At 72.3% G+C, this 16,744-nt stretch carries 10 protein-coding genes; all 10 read right to left on the reverse strand.

Translation table 11 applies throughout. The features are described from left to right. Positions 1–6 precede the first annotated feature (6 nt). Complete coding sequence (locus ACLWS4_RS15530) at positions 7–1,017, reverse strand: methionine synthase (RefSeq protein ID WP_416874388.1); 1,011 nt, start codon at positions 1,015–1,017, stop codon at positions 7–9. A 79-nt stretch (positions 1,018–1,096) separates the two neighbouring features. Beyond that, positions 1,097–3,334: a right-handed parallel beta-helix repeat-containing protein gene (locus tag ACLWS4_RS15535; protein ID WP_416874389.1), complete on the reverse strand. Its 2,238-nt coding sequence runs from the start codon at positions 3,332–3,334 to the stop codon at positions 1,097–1,099. 238 nt (positions 3,335–3,572) lie between these two features. Beyond that, complete coding sequence (locus ACLWS4_RS15540; RefSeq protein ID WP_416874390.1) at positions 3,573–5,843, reverse strand: right-handed parallel beta-helix repeat-containing protein; 2,271 nt, start codon at positions 5,841–5,843, stop codon at positions 3,573–3,575. Between the two features lie 203 nt (positions 5,844–6,046). After that, positions 6,047–8,335: a right-handed parallel beta-helix repeat-containing protein gene (locus ACLWS4_RS15545; protein WP_416874391.1), complete on the reverse strand. Its 2,289-nt coding sequence runs from the start codon at positions 8,333–8,335 to the stop codon at positions 6,047–6,049. Between the two features lie 213 nt (positions 8,336–8,548). Next, positions 8,549–10,816 carry a right-handed parallel beta-helix repeat-containing protein gene (locus tag ACLWS4_RS15550; RefSeq protein ID WP_416874392.1) on the reverse strand — a complete coding sequence of 756 codons (2,268 nt, stop codon included), beginning with the start codon at positions 10,814–10,816 and terminating at the stop codon, positions 8,549–8,551. 249 nt (positions 10,817–11,065) lie between these two features. Beyond that, a complete protein-coding gene (locus tag ACLWS4_RS15555) occupies positions 11,066–13,330 on the reverse strand; it encodes a right-handed parallel beta-helix repeat-containing protein (RefSeq protein WP_416874393.1) in 2,265 nt (754 codons plus the stop codon). A 296-nt stretch (positions 13,331–13,626) separates the two neighbouring features. Then, positions 13,627–14,316 carry an SDR family oxidoreductase gene (locus ACLWS4_RS15560; protein WP_049658860.1) on the reverse strand — a complete coding sequence of 230 codons (690 nt, stop codon included), beginning with the start codon at positions 14,314–14,316 and terminating at the stop codon, positions 13,627–13,629. 13 nt (positions 14,317–14,329) lie between these two features. Beyond that, positions 14,330–14,854 (reverse strand): TIGR00730 family Rossman fold protein, encoded by a 525-nt coding sequence (locus ACLWS4_RS15565; RefSeq protein ID WP_074001491.1) that lies wholly within the window; start codon positions 14,852–14,854, stop codon positions 14,330–14,332. Positions 14,855–14,899: 45 nt separating this feature from the next. Next, the gene (locus tag ACLWS4_RS15570; protein WP_049658858.1) at positions 14,900–15,457 is read right to left on the reverse strand and encodes a Uma2 family endonuclease; all 558 of its coding nucleotides are present in this window, start codon (positions 15,455–15,457) and stop codon (positions 14,900–14,902) included. Positions 15,458–15,573: 116 nt separating this feature from the next. Then, positions 15,574–16,710, reverse strand: coding sequence for a tRNA 2-thiouridine(34) synthase MnmA (mnmA, locus tag ACLWS4_RS15575; protein ID WP_049658857.1), 1,137 nt, complete (start codon positions 16,708–16,710; stop codon positions 15,574–15,576). Positions 16,711–16,744 lie beyond the last annotated feature (34 nt).

Genomic DNA, 16,744 nt, shown 5'->3' on the forward strand with positions numbered 1-16,744 from the left:
ACGTTCTCATTCCGGGTTGTCCACCAGGCTCTGTGCCGCCCGCGCCGCGGACGACAGCGCCCTGCGCGCGTACGCCGGGGAGGCCCCGGCCAACCCGCAGGTCGGCGTCACCAGCACGCGACGGCCCAGCAGCTCCGGGGCGAACCCGAGCCTGCGCCACAAGGTCCTGACACCCTGGACACTACCGGCAGGGTCGGACACTGCCTGGTCAGTGGCGGGGACGACACCAGCGAGGATCATCGTGCCGCCCTCCACCGCCTCGCCGAGATCGTCGTCCTGGCGCTCGGTGAGGAGCGAGAAGTCCAGCGAGATCCCGGCGACCCCGGCCCGGCGCAGCAGCGGGACCGGGACGTCCGGCGCGCAGGAGTGCACGACGACCGGCGCGTCCAGGCTCCCGACCACCTCGCGCAGCACCTCCTCGGCGACCTGCCGGTCGACCGAGCGCAGCCGCTGGAAACCGCTCGCGGTCTTCACCGACCCCGACAGCACGGCCGGCAGCGAGGGCTCGTCGAGCTGGAGGACCACCTCGGCCCCGGGCACCCGCCTGCGGACGTCCGCGAGGTGGCGGCGCAGGCCCTCGGTCAGCGAGCCGGCGATGTCCCGGCAGGCACCGGGGTCGGAGAGCGCCTTCTCCCCGTGCTTGAGCTCGATGCTCGCCGCCAGCGTCCAGGGGCCGACGGCCTGGACCTTGACCGCCCCCTGGTAGCCCTGGGTGAACTCCTCCAGCGCGTCCAGGTCCTCGCCGAGCCAGGAATGGGCGCGCCGGGTGTCCCGGCCCGGACGGTCGGTGAACCGCCAGCCGCTCGGCTCGGTCTGCGCGAACAGCTCGACCAGCAGGCCGGCGCCGCGGCCGATCATGTCCGCGCCCGGCCCGCGCGTGGGCAGCTCGGGCAGGAACGGCAGGTGCTCCAGTGCCCCGGTGGAGGTCTTGGCGGCCTCCCGGGCGTCGGTACCGGGCAGCGAACCGACACCGGTGGCGGCGCCACGCAGGTCGGGGAAGGGATGTGGGGTGCTCACCCGCCCGAGCCTACTCAGCCGGACGGCCCCGGCGCCGAGCACGGGGCTCGGCACCGGGGCCGTCGGGGTGGGGCGGGGGTCAGTAGCTCTCGACACCGAACTCGTCGACCACGAGGTGCAGCGGGGCGCCGCTGGCGTTGTAGAACGACACCTTGCCGTCCTTGACCGGGACCACGACCTGGTTGGAGATGGTCTCCCCGGGCAGGAAGTTCAGGTTCGAGACGGTCGGCACCGCGTCACCGTGCGGGTACACGGTGAGGTGGCCGTCGGCGCCCGGCTCGGTGACCGTCACGTTCAGGGTCATCGCCGTGACGTTGGAACCCCTGGTGTCGATGGTTACGGTGCCCCAGGCCGGAACGGCCCGGCTGCCGGCCCCCCACACGATACGGGTGTCGAGCCGCCGCTCCGGGTCTTCGGGCCAGTAGCTGACCTTGCCCTCGGCACTGTAGTAGCCCGCGAGGTCCGCGATCAGGTGCACGGTGCCGCCGGAGGCGTTGTAGAACGACACCTTGCCGTCCTTCACCGGCACCGTCACCAGGTTCGGGATCGTCCGCCCCGCCGTCCAGTTGAGGTTGGAGGCGTCCGGCGCCTTGTCCCCGTGCGGGTAGACGGTCAGGTGCCCGTCGGCCTGCGGGTCGGTCACCGTCACGTTCATCGTCACCGCCGTCACACCGGACGCCGGAACCCCGGCCACCCCCGCCACCGGCAGGTCCACCGTGCCGTACGCCGGAACCGCCTGCGCCGCCGGGACACCGACCGGCGCCCGGGTGTCCAGCAGCCGGTCCGGACCCTGGGGGTGGAACAGCGAACCCTTCGGGCCGTAGTAGCCGGCCAGATCGGCGATCAGGTGCACCGTGCCGCCGGAGGCGTTGTAGAACGACACCTTGCCGTCCTTCACCCGCACCGTCACCTGGTTGGCGATCGTGCGACCGGCCGGCCAGTTGAGGACGGAGGCGGTCGGTACCGCGTCACCGTGCGGGTACACCGTGAGGTGCCCGGCCTCCTGCGGGTCGGTCACCGTCACGTTCATCGTCACCGCTGTCACACCGGATGCCGGAATCCCGGCCACACCGGCCACCGGCAGATCGATCGTGCCGTACGCCGGAACCGCCTGCGCCGCCGGGACACCGACGGCCGCACGGGTGTCCAGCAGCCGGGCCGGACCCGCCGGGGTGAAGGCACTGCCGACGTTGAAGGTCTCGAACGCACCACGGTCGCGGAATCCGCTGCCCGTACCCGAATTGGGAACGGTCGGGTCATCGGCGGCCGCACGGCCGTTGATGTCGGTCGGCAGCATGCCCGGGGCGTTCTCGTCGGCCGAGTCGATCCGGTGGTCGGCCGGGGCGGTCGGCCCCTTCGGCACGTCGGTCAGGTGCACCCAGTCGTGCGCGCCCTGGCCGGTGGCCGCGGTGAACGCCTGCTGGGTGGCGTAGGTCGTACCGGCCCAGTCATAGCCCGCGCCAGCGCTGCGACGGTCGATCAGGTTGTAGTCGACCTTGGTGCCCGAGGCCGCACTCGCCCCGACGGTGATTCCCGTGGCGGCGGCCGGGGTGGCGCAGGCCGCGTTCCCCCCCTTCGCCGTGTTCACCACGTTGTTCTCGACCACCGCGCCTGCCGAGCCGCCGTCCAGCACGATGCCCCGGGAGCAGGGCGCACTGACAGTGTTGGCCACCACCACGGTGTTCGGGGCGTCCTTGACCAGAACTCCCTCGGTACCGGACGTCCGGATGTTCTGGAGCAGATTGGTGGTCACGACCGTACCGGTGGAGCCGCCGTCCACGACGACCACCGATCCTGCGGGAGAGTTAACCGTGCTGCGTCCGATGCGCACCCCGACGGAGCCGTTGGTGATGTGGATCCCGCTGCCGCCGTCGAGGTCGACCTTGTCAAAGGAAACGTCGTGGGCTCCGTCCACCGTTACGGTGGGGGTCCCCGCTGCCGCGCTGATTCCGAGGCCCTCGAAGCGCAGGTGGTCGGCACCCTTGACGACGAACCCGTCGACTGGCTTGCCGTTCCCCCCGATCGTCCCGTACGAGGTCCAGCTGGAATGGGCACGGAAGGTGATCGGCGCCTCAGCCGTTCCCGATCGTGTGATGGTCAGGTTCTCGCCGTAGGTGCCGTCGACGATCTCGACGGTCTGGCCCGGCTGGACGGCGGCCGCCGCCGCGCCGATGGTGCAGTACGGGGCCGACTGGGCGCCGCTGCCGCTGTCGGTGCAGTTCGCGCCCGCGGCGTTGTTGACGTAGAGCGAGCTGCCGGCCGCGGCCGCGCCGCTCGCGGAGACGGCCGGCAGGCCGACCGCCCCGAGCAGCGTCACGCCGGCGGCGAGAGCTGTACGGAATCTGGAAATGGGAACCCCCCAGGGCACTTTGAAACACTTGTGACGCATTTCGACCCCCCGGCGTCGGGAATAGATCGTCCGGAGAGCGTCCGGATCATTCCACGGCGCGGGAACCGGCGCCAAGGAGGTTTCCGCGAACCTCCGGACCGGACGGCGACGGCCCCCGGGACCGGGCACGGGGCCTGGTTCCGGGGGCCGTTCGTACGGAGCTGGGTCAGTACGCCTGGTAGCCGAACCTGTCGACCACGAGGTGCAGCGGGGCGCCGCTGGCGTTGTGGAAGGAGACCTTGCCCTTGCTGACCGGGACGACCACCTGGTTGGCGACGGTCTCCCCGGGCAGGAAGTTGAGGTTGGAGGCGTTGGGCACCGTGTCGCCCTGGGGGTAGACGGTGAGGTGGCCCTCGGCGCCGGGCTCGACGGCCGTGACGTTCAGGGTCATTCCGGCGAGGTAGGGGTAGTTCACGAGGTCGAGGGTGAGGGTGCCCCAGGCGGGGACGGGTGCGCTGCCGCCCGGCTGGACGCGGGTGTCCAGGAGCCGCTCGGGGCCATCGGGGTGGTAGCTGATCCTGCCCTCGGCGGTGTGGTAGCCGGCCAGGTCGGCGATCAGGTGCACGGTGCCGCCGGAGGAGTTGTAGAAGGACACCCTGCCGTCCTTCACCGGGACGGTCACCAGGTTCGGGGTGGTCCGGCCGGCCGTCCAGTTGAGGTTGGAGGCGTTCGGGCGCTGGTCGCCGTGCGGGTGGACGGTGAGGTGGCCGTCGGCCTGCGGCTCGGTGACCGTGACGTTCATCGTCACGGCGGTGACGCCCTCGGCCGGGACGCCCGCGAGGCCCGCGACCGGGAGGTCGACGGTGCCCCAGGCGGGCACGGCCGCCGCCGACGGCACGCCGATCGGCGCCCGGGTGTCCAGCAGCCGGGTCGGGCCCTGCGGGTGGAACAGCGAGCCCTTGGGGCTGTAGTAGCCGGCGAGGTCGGCGATCAGGTGCACGGTGCCGCCGGAGGAGTTGTAGAACGACACCGTGCCGTCCTTCACCGGCACCGTCACCAGGTTGGCGACGGTGCGCCCGGCCGTCCAGTTCAGGGCGGAGGTGTCCCACGGGCGGCTGCCGTGCGGGTAGACCCGCAGGTGGCCGTCGACGCCCGGCTCGGTGACCGTGACGTTCATCGTCACGGCGGTGACGCCCTCGGCCGGGACGCCCGCGAGGCCCGCGACCGGGAGGTCGACGGTGCCCCAGGCGGGCACGGCCGCCGCCGAGGGCACGCCGATCGGCGCCCGGGTGTCCAGCAGCCGGGTCGGGCCGGCCGGGGTGAACGCGCTGCCGACGAAGGAGCGTTCGGTCGCGCCGCGGTCGCGGGTGCCGCTGCCCGTACCGGTGTTGGGCACCGTCGGGTCGTCGACGGGCGCCCTGCCCTCGGAGTCGGTCGGGAGCATGCCCGGGGCGTTCTCGTCCGCCGAGTCGACCTTGGGGTCCGCCGGCGCGTCCGGGCCCCGGTCCACCAGGCTGGGCGCCACGATGTCGTGCTCCCCCTGGCCGGTGGCCGCGGTGAAGGCCTCCTGCGAGGTGTACGGGCCGCCGGCCCAGCTGTAGGCCGGGCCGCCGCTGCGCGGGTCGACCACGTTGTAGTCGACCTTGCTGCCGGCGGTGGCGTCCGGCCCGACGGTGATGCCGATGGCCTCGGCGGACCTGGCGCCGCAGGCCCGCGGGCCGTTCGCGCTGTTCACCACGTTGTTCTCGACCACCGCGCCGGCCGAGCCGCCGTCCAGCACGATGCTCCGGGAGCAGGGCGCGTTGACGGTGTTGGCCACCACCACGGTGTTCGGGGCGTCCTTCACCACGATGCCGGGCACGGTCCCGGGTCCGGACCCGGGCTTGTACACCTGGTTGGTGGTCACGACCGTGCCGGTGGAGCCGCCGTCCACGGTGACCGCCGGGTCCTGGTAGGAGCCGATCCTGCCACGCGCGAAGCGCACGTCGGCGGAGCCGTTGGTGACGTGCAGGGTGGCGCCCTCGGCGATGGTCACCTGGTCGAAGGAGACGTCGCGGGCCCCGTCCACCAGGAGGGTGCTCTTCGGGGCCGCGGTGAGGTAGAGGTTCTCGAAGCGCAGGTGGTCGGCGCCCCGGACGACGAACCCGTTGACGGGAGTCTTCTGGTCGCCGATCATCGGGCCCGAGCCCCCTGGGCCGGTGACGCCGCGGACGGTGATCGGCGCCCCGGCGGTGCCCGACCGGGTGAAGGTCAGGTCCTCGGGGTACGTGCCCTCGCCGATCTCGACCGTCTGGCCGGGCTGGACGGCGGCCAGCGCCGGACCGATGGTGCAGTACGGCGCCGACTCGGTGCCGGTGCCGCTGTTGGTGCAGCCGGTCGTGCGGTGGACGTGGAGGGTGGTGCCCGCCGCGGCCGCGCCGCTCGCGGAGACGGCCGGCAGGCCGACCGTCCCGAGCAGCGTCGCACCGACGACGAGAGCCGTGCGGATTCTGGACAAGAGGAGCCCCCCTGGGCGCTGTTGAGCTTTGGTGACGCTTTTGCCCTCGCTTGATCCGTCCTTGATCGACTTGAGGGCGGAGCGGATCATTCCACAGTCGAACGGTCGTGTCAGTACGTCGCACGGGCCGCCGCCGTACGCGAACGGCCCCCGGAACCGAGCGCGGGGCTCGGTTCCGGGGGCCGTTTTCCTACGGGCCGGGGTCAGTACGCCTGGTAGCCGAACTCGTCGACCACGAGGTGCAGCGGAGCACCGCTCGCGTTGTAGAACGACACCTTGCCGTCCTTGACCGGGACGACCACCTGGTTGGGGATCGTCTCGCCGGGCAGGAAGTTCAGGTTCGAGGCGTTCGGCGCCGCGTCACCGTGCGGGTAGACGGTCAGGTGCCCGTCGGTGCCCGGCTCGGTGACCGTCACGTTCAGGGTCACCGCCGCGACGGCCGGACCGTACGGGATCGGCAGGTCGAGGGTGCCCCAGGCCGGGACGGCCGGTGTCCGGAAGCCCGGGTCGCGGGTGTCCATCCAGCGCTGGGGGCCGTCGGGGTGGTAGCTGACCCTGCCTTCGGCGGTGTAGTAGCCGGCGAGGTCGGCGATCAGGTGCACGGTGCCGCCCGAGGCGTTCTGGAAGGACACCTTGCCGTCCTTGACCGGCACCGTGACCAGGTTCGGAATCGTCCTCCCGGCAGGCCAGTTGAGGTTGGAGGCGGTCGGCGTCGCGTCCCCGTGCGGATAGACGGTCAGGTGCCCGTCGGCCTGCGGCTCGGTCACCGTCACGTTCATCGTCACCGCCGTCACCCCGGACGCCGGGACCCCGGCCACGCCCGCCACCGCGAGGTCGACGGTGCCGTACGCCGGAACGGCCTGCGCCGCCGGGACGCCGATCGGTGCCCGGGTGTCCAGCAGCCGGGTCGGGCCCTGGGCGTGGAACAGCGAACCCTTCGGGCTGTAGTAGCCCGCCAGGTCGGCGATCAGGTGCACGGTGCCGCCCGAGGCGTTCTGGAACGACACCTTGCCGTCCTTGACCGGCACCGTCACCAGGTTCGGAATCGTCCGCCCGGCAGACCAGTTGAGGTTGGAGGCGGTCGGCGTCGCGTCCCCGTGCGGATAGACGGTGAGGTGCCCGTCGGCCTGCGGCTCGGTCACCGTCACGTTCATCGTCACCGCCGTCACCCCGGACGCCGGGACCCCGGCCACCCCGGTGACGGGCAGGTCCACGGTCCCCCCGGCGGGGACGGGCTGCGCCGCCGGCACGCCGATCGGCTGGCGGGTGTCGAGCAGCCGGGTCGGGCCCGCCGGGGTGAAGGCGCTGCCGACATCCGCGTTCTCGTAGGCGCCGCGGTCGCGGAAGCCGCTGCCCGTACCGGTGTTGGGGACCTTGGGGTCGTCCACCGCGGCGACGCCGCCGATGGCGGTCGGCAGCATGCCCGGGGCGTTCTCGTCCGCCGAGTCGGTCACGTGGTCCGGCGGCGCGTCCGGACCCTTCTGGATCGACGACGGCGCGACGAAGTCGTGCGCGCCCTGGCCGGTGGCCGCGGTGAAGGACGGCTGGTCGCCGTACGCCGTCCCGGCCCAGCTGTAGGCCGCGCCGCCGCTGCGCGGGTCGACCACGTTGTAGTCGACCTTGGTGCCCGCGACGGCGTTCGGGCCGACGGTGATCCCGGTCGCGCGGGCGGTCTGGTCGCGGCACGGGTTCATGCCGTACAGGGCGGTGTTCACCAGGTTGTTCTCGACCACCGCGCCGGTCGAGCCGCCGTCCAGCACGATCCCGGCGAAGCAGGACGAGGTGACGTTGTTGGCCACCACGACGGTGTTCGGCGCGTCCTTGACCAGGACCCCGGTCATGTCGGGCCCGGCGTAGGGCATGAGCGCGTTGGTGGTGACGACCGTCCCGGTGGAGCCGCCGTCCACGGTGACCGCCGGGCCCTGCACCCTTCCGACGTCGCCGTGTCCGAGGAGCACCCGCTCGGAGCCGTTGGTGACGTGGATGCCGGTTCCACCGGTGAGGTAGGCGTTGTCGAAGGAGACGTCACGGGCGCCGTCCACCAGCACGGCCGCCTTCTGGGAGACCGCCGCGACGGTCAGGTTCTCGAACCGGACGTGCTCGGCGCCCCGGACGACGAACCCGTTGACGGGCCTGTCCCCCGTGCCGATCTTGGTGAGGCCGCCGCCGTTGTTCTCGTCGGGCGTCCTGCTGGCGCGGAAGGTGATCGGCGCCTCGGCCGTGCCCGACCGGGTGACGGTCACGTCCTCGATGTACGTACCGTCCGCGATGTCGACGGTCTGGCCCGGCTGGACGGCGGCCGCCGCCGCGCCGATGGTGCAGTACGGCGCCGACTGGGTGCCGCTGCCGCTGTCGGTGCAGTTCGCACCCGCGGCGTTGTCGACGTGGAGCGTGCCGCCCGCCGCGACCGCACTGCCCGCGGAGACGGCCGGCAGACCGACCGCCCCGAGCAGCGTCACGCCGACGACCAGCGCTGTACGGAATCTGGACACAGGAGCCCCCCGTGGGCGAATTGAAGCGTGGATGACGCTTTCGACCCCCCGCCGTCCGGAGCCGGTCGGCTGGAAGGCGGAGCGGATCCTGCCACGGCCCGGGGCCCGTGCCAAGACGGATTTCACAGCTCGCGGAAACACGCGAACGGCCCCGGCGCCGAGCGGGGTGCTCGGCGCCGGGGCCGTCGGGGCGGGCGCGGGTGCGCGTACGGGTCAGTACGCCTGGTAGCCGAACAGGTCGACGATCAGGTGCAGCGGAGCACCGCTCGCGTTGTAGAACGACACCTTGCCGTCCTTGACCGGGACGACCACCTGGTTGGGGATCGTCTCGCCCGGCAGGAAGTTCAGGTTCGAGGCGTTCGGCGCCGCGTCACCGTGCGGGTAGACGGTCAGGTGCCCGTCGGTGCCCGGCTCGGTGACCGTCACGTTCAGGGTCACCGCCGCGGCGTTCGGGATCTCGCCGACCGGGACGTCCACCGTGCCCCAGGCCGGGACGGTGGCCGCCGGGCGGACGCCCGACTCCCAGTAGGTGTCCTGGCGGGTGTCGAGGACCCGGATCGGGCCGGCCGGGCGGTAGCTGACCTTGCCCTCGGTGGCGTAGTAGCCCGCGAGGTCGGCGATCAGGTGCACGGTGCCGCCGGAGACGTTCTGGAAGGACACCTTGCCGTCCTTCACCGGCACCGTCACCAGGTTCGGAATCGTCCGCCCGGCCGTCCAGTTGAGGTTCGACGCGTTCGGCGCCTTGTCACCGTGCGGGAAGACGGTGAGGTGACCGTCGGCCTGCGGCTCGGTCACCGTCACGTTCATCGTCACGGCGGTGACGCCGGTCGCCGGCACGCCCGCGACACCGGCCACCGGGAGGTCGACGGTGCCCCCGGCCGGAACCGCCTGCGCCGACGGGACGCCGATCGGCGCCCGGGTGTCCAGCAGCCGGGTCGGACCCTGGGCGTGGAACAGCGAACCCTTGGGGCTGTAGTAGCCCGCCAGGTCGGCGATCAGCTGCACCGTGCCGCCGGAGGCGTTGTAGAACGACACCTTGCCGTCCGTCACCGGAACCGTGACCAGGTTCGGGATCGTCCGCCCGGCGGGCCAGTTCAGGTTCGACGAGTTGGGCGCCGCGTCCCCGTGCGGGTACACGGTGAGGTGCCCGGCCTCCTGCGGGTCGGTGACCGTCACGTTCATCGTCACGGCGGTGACACCGGTCGCCGGGACCCCGGCCACGCCGGCCACCTGGAGGTCGACGGTGCCCCAGGCCGGGACGGGCTGCGCCGTCGGCACGCCGATCGGCTGACGGGTGTCCAGCAGCCGGGTCGGACCGGCCGGGGTGAACGCGCTGCCGATGTCGAGCATCTCGTAGGCACCGCGGTCGCGGAAGCCGCTGCCCGTACCGGTGTTGGCGACCGTCGGGTCGTCCACCGGGGCCTGGCCGCCGCGGTCGGTCGGCAGCATGCCCGGGGCGGTCTCGTCCGCCGAGTCGATCCGGTGGTCGACCGGGGCGTCCGGGCCCTTCGGCACGTAGGTCAGGGCGACGAAGTCGTGCACGCCCTGGCCGGTGTTCGCGGTGAGCTGGTCCTGGGTGCCGAAGGCGGCGCCGGCCCAGCTGTAGGGCGCGCCGCCGCTGCGCGGGTCGATCAGGTTGTAGTCGACCTTGGTGCCCGCGGTGGCGTTCGCCCCGACGGTGATCCCGGTGGCGGCGGCCGGGGTGGCGCAGGCCGCGTTCTGGTTCTTCGCGGTGTTCACCACGTTGTTCTCGACCACCGCGCCGGTCGAGCCGCCGTCCAGCACGATCCCGGCGAAGCAGGACGAGGTGACGGTGTTGGCCACCACGACGGTGTTCGGCGCGTCCTTGACCAGGATCCCGGTCATGTCGGACACGTAGTTGGCCTGGACCACGTTGGTGGTCAGGACGGTCCCGGTGGAGCCGCCGTCGACCTGGAGCAGCGGACCGGGCGCGTAGCTGAAGTTGCCGCGGGCCCAGGTGACCTTGTCGGAGGCGTCGGTGATCCGGACGCCACCGCCCGAGGCCGCGATGTTCGTGAAGGAGACGTCGTGCCCGCCGTCGACCACGACGGCCGGACGCTGGTTGCTCAGCACCGTCAGGTTCTCGAAGCGCAGGTGGTCGGCGCCCTTGACCACGATGGCGCTGTCCGGGTGGTTCGGCGCCCCGCCGCTGAGCGAGGCGACGCCGCCCGACGAGTACTGCTGGGCCTGGCTGCGGAAGGTGATCGGGGCGTCGGCGGTGCCGGAGCGGGTCACGGTCACCGCGGTGTCGACGTAGGACCCGGCCGCGATCTCGACGGTCTGCCCCGGCTGGACGACCGCCGCGGCGGCCGCGACGTGGCAGAACGGCGCCGACTGGGCGCCGCCGCCGCTGTCGGTGCAGTTCGCACCCGCGGCGTTGCTGACGTAGAGCGTGCCGCCCGCCGCGGCCGCGCCGCCCGCGGAGACGGCCGGCAGACCGACCGCCCCGAGCAGCGTCACACCGGCGGCGAGGGCCGTACGGAGTCTGGAAATGGGATCCCCCTGGGCATTGTGCAGCGCTGATGACGCTTTCCGGCCCCCCTGTGTCCTGAACTGATCGGCTGGAGGGCGGAGCGGATCATTCCATAGCGGAAGGGGCCGCGCCAACGACAAATCCGCAGGCCACCGCACCGCACGCGAACGGCCCCGGAGTCGAGCGCGGGGGCTCGGCTCCGGGGCCGTCGGGGCGGGCGCGGGTGCGCGTACGGGTCAGTACGCCTGGTAGCCGAACAGGTCGACGATCAGGTGCAGCGGAGCACCGCTCGCGTTGTAGAACGAGACCCTGCCGTCCTTGACCGGGACGACCACCTGGTTGGGGATGGTCTCGCCGGGCAGGAAGTTCAGGTTCGAGGCGTTCGGCGCCGCGTCACCGTGCGGGTAGACGGTCAGGTGCCCGTCGGTGCCCGGCTCGGTGACCGTCACGTTCAGGGTCAGCGCGGTGACGTTCGGGATCTCGCCGACCGGGATCTCCACCGTGCCCCAGGCCGGGACGGTGCCCGCGGGGCGGGCCTCCGAGTCCCAGTTGGCGTCCTGGCGGGTGTCGAGGAGCCGGTACGGGCCGGCCGGGCGGTAGCTGACCTTGCCCTCGGCGCTGTAGTAGCCCGCGAGGTCGGCGATCAGGTGCACGGTGCCGCCGGAGGCGTTGTAGAACGAGACCTTGCCGTCCTTCACCGGCACCGTCACCAGGTTCGGGATCGTGCGCCCGGCCGTCCAGTTGAGGTTGGAGGCGTCCGGCGCCTTGCCGCCGTGCGGGTAGACGGTCAGGTGCCCGTCCTGCTCCGGGTCGGTGACCGTCACGTTCATCGTGACGGCGGTGACACCGGCTGCCGGGACGCCCGCGACGGCGGTGACCGGCAGGTCCACGGTGCCCCAGGCCGGGACCGCCTGGGCCGACGGGACGCCGATCGGCGCCCGGGTGTCCAGCAGCCGCGTCGGGCCCTCGGCGTGGAACAGCGAACCCTTGGTGCCGTAGTAGCCGGCGAGGTCCGCGATCAGGTGCACCGTGCCGCCGGAGGCGTTGTAGAACGACACCTTCCCGTCCGTCACCGGAACGGTCACCAGGTTCGGAATCGTCCGCCCGACGACCCAGTTCAGGTTCGACGAGTTCGGCGCGGCGTCACCGTGCGGGTAGACGGTCAGGTGGCCGTCGGCGCCCGGCTCGGTCACCGTCACGTTCAGCGTCACGGCCGTCACGCCCTCCGCCGGAACGCCCGCGACACCGGTCACCGGGAGGTCGACGGTGCCCCAGGCCGGGACGGGCTGCGCCGACGGGACGCCGATCGGTGCCCGGGTGTCCAGCAGCCGGGTCGGACCGGCCGGGGTGAAGGCGCTGCCGATGTCGAGCATCTCGTAGGCACCGCGGTCGCGGAAGCCGCTGCCCGTACCGGTGTTGGGGACCGTCACGTCGTCCACCGGGGCCCAGCCGCCGCGGTCGGTCGGCAGCATGCCCGGGGCGTTCTCGTCCGCCGAGTCGACGGTGACGTCCAGCGGCGCGTTCGGCCCCTTCTGGACCCACGACGGGGCGAAGAAGTCGTGCGCGCCCTGGCCGGTGGCGGCGGTGAACGCCTGCTGGACGGCGTACGGGACGCCGCCCCAGTGGTAGGCCGCGGCGTCGCTGCGCGAGTCGACCACGTTGTAGTCGGCCTTGAGGCCCGGGACGGAGTTCACCGCGACGGTGATCCCGGTGGCGCCGGTGGCCTTGGCCCCGCAGGACTTCTCGAGGTTGGCCGCCGTGTTCACCACGTTGTTCTCGACCACCGCACCGGTCGAGGTGCCGTCCAGCACGATCCCGCCGAAGCAGTTCGTGTTCAGCGAGTTGCTCACCACGACGGTGTCCGGCGAGTCCTGCACCACGATGCCGGTCGAGTTGTAGCCGGAGTTGGGCTGCACCACGTTGGTGGTCAGCACGGTTCCGGTGGAACCGCCGTCGACGGTGATCCCCGGCCCCGCCGAGCCGATGCTGCCGCGTCCGAACACCACCTTGTCGGACGCGCCGGTGATCCGGACACCGGTGCCGCCGAGGACGGAGGTGTTGTCGAACACCACGTCCCGGGCGCCGCTCACCACGATCGACGGCTTCAGGTAGCCCGCGTCGAACGTCAGGTTCTCGAAGCGGACGTGCTGGGCGCCCGTGACGAAGAAGCCGTTGGTCTGCTGGTTCCACCCGCCGATGCGGGCACCGCCGCCCGGGCTGTTCTCGTTCTTCGTCGCCCGGAAGGTGATCGGCGCCTCGGCCGTGCCCGACTTCGTGACGGTCAGGTCCTCGGGGTACGCCCCGTCGGCGATGTCCACCGTCTGCCCCGGCTGGACGACGGCCGCGGCCGCGCCGATGGTGCAGAACGGCGCCGACTGGGCGCCGCCGCCGGCGTCGGTGCAGTGCGCCCCCGCGGCGTTGTTGACGTAGAGCGTGCTGCCGGCCGCGGCCGCGCCGCCCGCGGAGACGGCCGGCAGACCGACCGCCCCGAGCAGCGTCACACCGGCGGCGAGGGCCGTACGGAATCTGGAAATGGGAACCCCCCTGGGCACTTTGAAGCGCGAATGACGCCTTTACCCTCCGTTGGTCCGTCCTTGATCGACTGGAGGGCGGAGCGGATCATTCCACAACCGGTGGGGGCGCGCCAACGACAAATCCGCAGGCCGCCGCACCCCGCGCGAACGGCCCCGGCACCGAGCGGAGGGCTCGGTGCCGGGGCCGTCGGGCACGCGGACGTGGTGTCGAACTCCGGTGGGCGCGCGGGGCGTCGGCCGTCGCCGGTGTCCCGCGCGGCGCGTCAGCGCCCCGGGCGGACGGTGATGTCGGTGATCTCCGCGTCGCGGGAGGCGTCGAGGGCGGCGAGGACCGCCTTGGCGACGGACTCCGGCTCGATCCAGCGGTCGGCGTCGTACTCCTTGCCCTCCTGCTGGTGCACCTTGACCTGCATCGCGGTGGCGGTGCGGCCGGGGTAGACGGAGGTGACCCGGACGCCGTTGGCGTGCTCCTCGTGGCGCAGCGCGTCGGCGAGCGCCTTGAGGCCGTGCTTGCTGGCCGCGTACGCCGACCACTCGGCGTGGGCGTTCAGGCCGGCGCCGGAGTTCACGAAGAGCACGTGGCCCTTGACCAGCCGGATCGACGGCAGCAGGAGGCGGGTCAGCTCGGCGGGGGCGACGAGGTTGACGTTGAGCGTCTCCTGCCAGGCCTTGGGGGTCAGGTCGCCGACCGGGCCGAGCTCGACGACGCCCGCGACGTGCAGGAGGGAGTCGAGCTCGACGGGCAGCTGCTGGTGGCCGAAGGCCCAGGAGAGCTTGCCCGGGTCGCCGAGGTCCCCGACGAGGGTGCGGGCCCCGGGGAAGCGCTCGCGCAGCTCGGCGGCCCGGCGGGCGTCGCGGGCGAGCAGCCAGAGCTCGTCCCCGCGCTCGGCGAGTCGCTCGGCGAGGACGGCGCCGATGCCGGAGCCGGCGCCGGTGATCAGATGTGCAGCCATGGACCCGATCCTCTCAGGCCTTGAGCTGGGCGAAGACCTCGGCGGGGGTGTCCGCGAAGGTGATCAGCTCGGCGAGCGGGCGCGGCAGGAAGCCCTCGGCGTCCATCCGCTCCATCTGGGTGCGCAGGCCGGAGTAGAAGCCCTCGGTGTCCAGCACGACCACCGGCTTGTCGAACATCCCGTGCTTCTTGAGCTCCAGCACCTCGGTCACCTCGTCCAGGGTGCCCAGCCCGCCCACCAGGACGACGATCGCGTCGGCCCGGGCCGCCAGCTCCGCCTTCCGCTCGGGGAGGTCGGCGGTCCACACCAGCTCGTCGGCGCCGACGTACGCCTTGTGCCGCAGCATCTCGACCATCACGCCGACCAGTCGGCCGCCGGCCGCCTTCACCTCGTCGGCGAGCAGCCCCATCAGCCCGGCGTTCGAGCCGCCCCACACCAGGGTGTGCCCGCCCTCCCCCAGGAGCCGGGCGAACTCGGCGGCGGGGGCGGAGTAGCGGTCGTCGAGCGAGTACGCGGAGCAGAAGACAGAAATGTTCATAGTGTCGTCTGGTCTATCACGCCCCCTGCCCACCGCTCACCGCCATTACTCGGTGTACGGCACGAGCTTCGACAGGCTCAGGCTGAAGCCGAAGGGCTCCGGGATGGTGATCGCGTCGCCGAACTTCCGGTCGCTGCGGGTGTGGTAGCGGTCGTGGTTCGGCTCGGAGAACAGCGTCACCGTCTGCTGGCGCGGGTCCACGATCAGGTACAGCGGGATGCGCATCACAGCGTAGTCGTGCAGCTTGTCCATCCAGTCGTTGCCCGGGTTGGACGGCGAGACGATCTCCACGGCGATCAGGGCTTCGGCGGCAGGGGCTTTGTTACCCGGCTGGGAGAGGACGTCGAGGGGGAGGTAGGTCAGGTCCGGCTCACGCCCCTTGGAGACGTCCGGGCTGACGATCTCGCTCCGCTCGCTGGGAAGGTAGCCGTCAGGAGCGTGCTGCTCGAACTGCCTGCGCACCTGGGCCACGTTGAGCTGATGGATGTTGGACGGCGACGCCTGCATGATCAGCGTGTCTCCGGACCATTCGATCCGGACGCCTTCCGGGGTGATCCGCTCCAGCTCCTCGATGAACTCGCGGTGCTGCTCGTAGAAGGTCATGCCGTCCACTATGGCCGACCGGGCCGACATCTCACCCGCTGCCGGTCGGCCTGCCGACACCGGGATCCAGCCGGGCCTCTGCGTGGACAGGAGGCCCGGCCGCCGGCCGCTGCCGCTCAGGCGGTGACGGCCGGGCGCTCGGTGGTGGCGATGGTGGCGGAGCCGACGACGCGGGTGCCGTCGTAGAGGACCACGGCCTGGCCGGGGGCGATGCCGCGCACCGGGGTGTCCAGCCGCACCCGCAGTTCGCCGTCGACGACCGAGGCGCTCACCGGCACCTCCTCGCCGTGGGCGCGGAGCTGGGCGGTGTAGCGCCCGTCGGCGAGGGGCTCGGTGCCGCACCAGCGGGGGCGGATGGCGGTCAGCCCGGTGACGTCGAGGCCCTCGACCGGGCCGACCGTCACGGTGTTGTTCACCGGGGAGATGTCCAGGACGTAGCGCGGCTTGCCGTCGGCGGCCGGGCGGCCGATCCGCAGGCCCTTGCGCTGGCCGATGGTGAAGCCGTACGCGCCGTCGTGCTCGCCGAGCTTGGTGCCGTCGGCGTCGAGGATGTCGCCGGGCGCGGTGCCGAGGTGCTTGGCGAGGAAGCCCTGGGTGTCGCCGTCGGCGATGAAGCAGATGTCGTGGCTGTCGGGCTTCTTGGCGACGGCCAGGCCGCGGCGCTCGGCCTCGGCCCGGATCTCCTCCTTGGTGGTGTCACCGAGCGGGAAGAGCGAGTGGGCGAGCTGGTCGGCGTCGAGGACGCCGAGGACGTAGGACTGGTCCTTGGCGGAGTCGACGGCCCGGTGCAGTTCGCGGGCACCGGAGGGCAGGTCGACGATCCGGGCGTAGTGGCCGGTGCAGACGGCGTCGAAGCCGAGGGCGACGGCCTTGTCCAGCAGCGCCGCGAACTTGATCTTCTCGTTGCAGCGCAGGCACGGGTTGGGCGTGCGCCCGGCCGCGTACTCGGCGACGAAGTCGTCGATGACGTCCTCGCGGAAGCGCTCGGCGAGGTCCCAGACGTAGAAGGGGATGCCGATCACGTCGGCCGCCCGCCAGGCGTCCCGGGAGTCCTCGATGGTGCAGCAGCCGCGCGCGCCGGTCCGGAAGGACTGCGGGTTGCTGGACAGCGCCAGGTGGACGCCGGTCACCTCGTGTCCGGCTTCGACGGCGCGGGCGGCGGCGACGGCGGAGTCGACTCCGCCGGACATCGCCGCGAGCACGCGCAGACGGCCGGTGGACGGAGTGGTCGGGGCACCCGGGAAGTCAGTCATGATGGCAACAAGGGTACGGGGTGGCCCGGCTGTT

Origin of the sequence: Kitasatospora sp. SC0581 (genome assembly GCF_048159585.1) — a bacterium.
Classification (GTDB): domain Bacteria; phylum Actinomycetota; class Actinomycetes; order Streptomycetales; family Streptomycetaceae; genus Kitasatospora.

Coding starts and splice junctions, on each gene's coding strand:
- ACLWS4_RS15560 (WP_049658860.1), bottom strand. CDS start 14,316: ATGGCTGCACATCTGATCACCGGCGCCGGCTCCGGCATCGGCGCCGTC.
- ACLWS4_RS15565 (WP_074001491.1), bottom strand. CDS start 14,854: ATGAACATTTCTGTCTTCTGCTCCGCGTACTCGCTCGACGACCGCTAC.
- ACLWS4_RS15570 (WP_049658858.1), bottom strand. CDS start 15,457: ATGACCTTCTACGAGCAGCACCGCGAGTTCATCGAGGAGCTGGAGCGG.
- mnmA (WP_049658857.1), bottom strand. CDS start 16,710: ATGACTGACTTCCCGGGTGCCCCGACCACTCCGTCCACCGGCCGTCTG.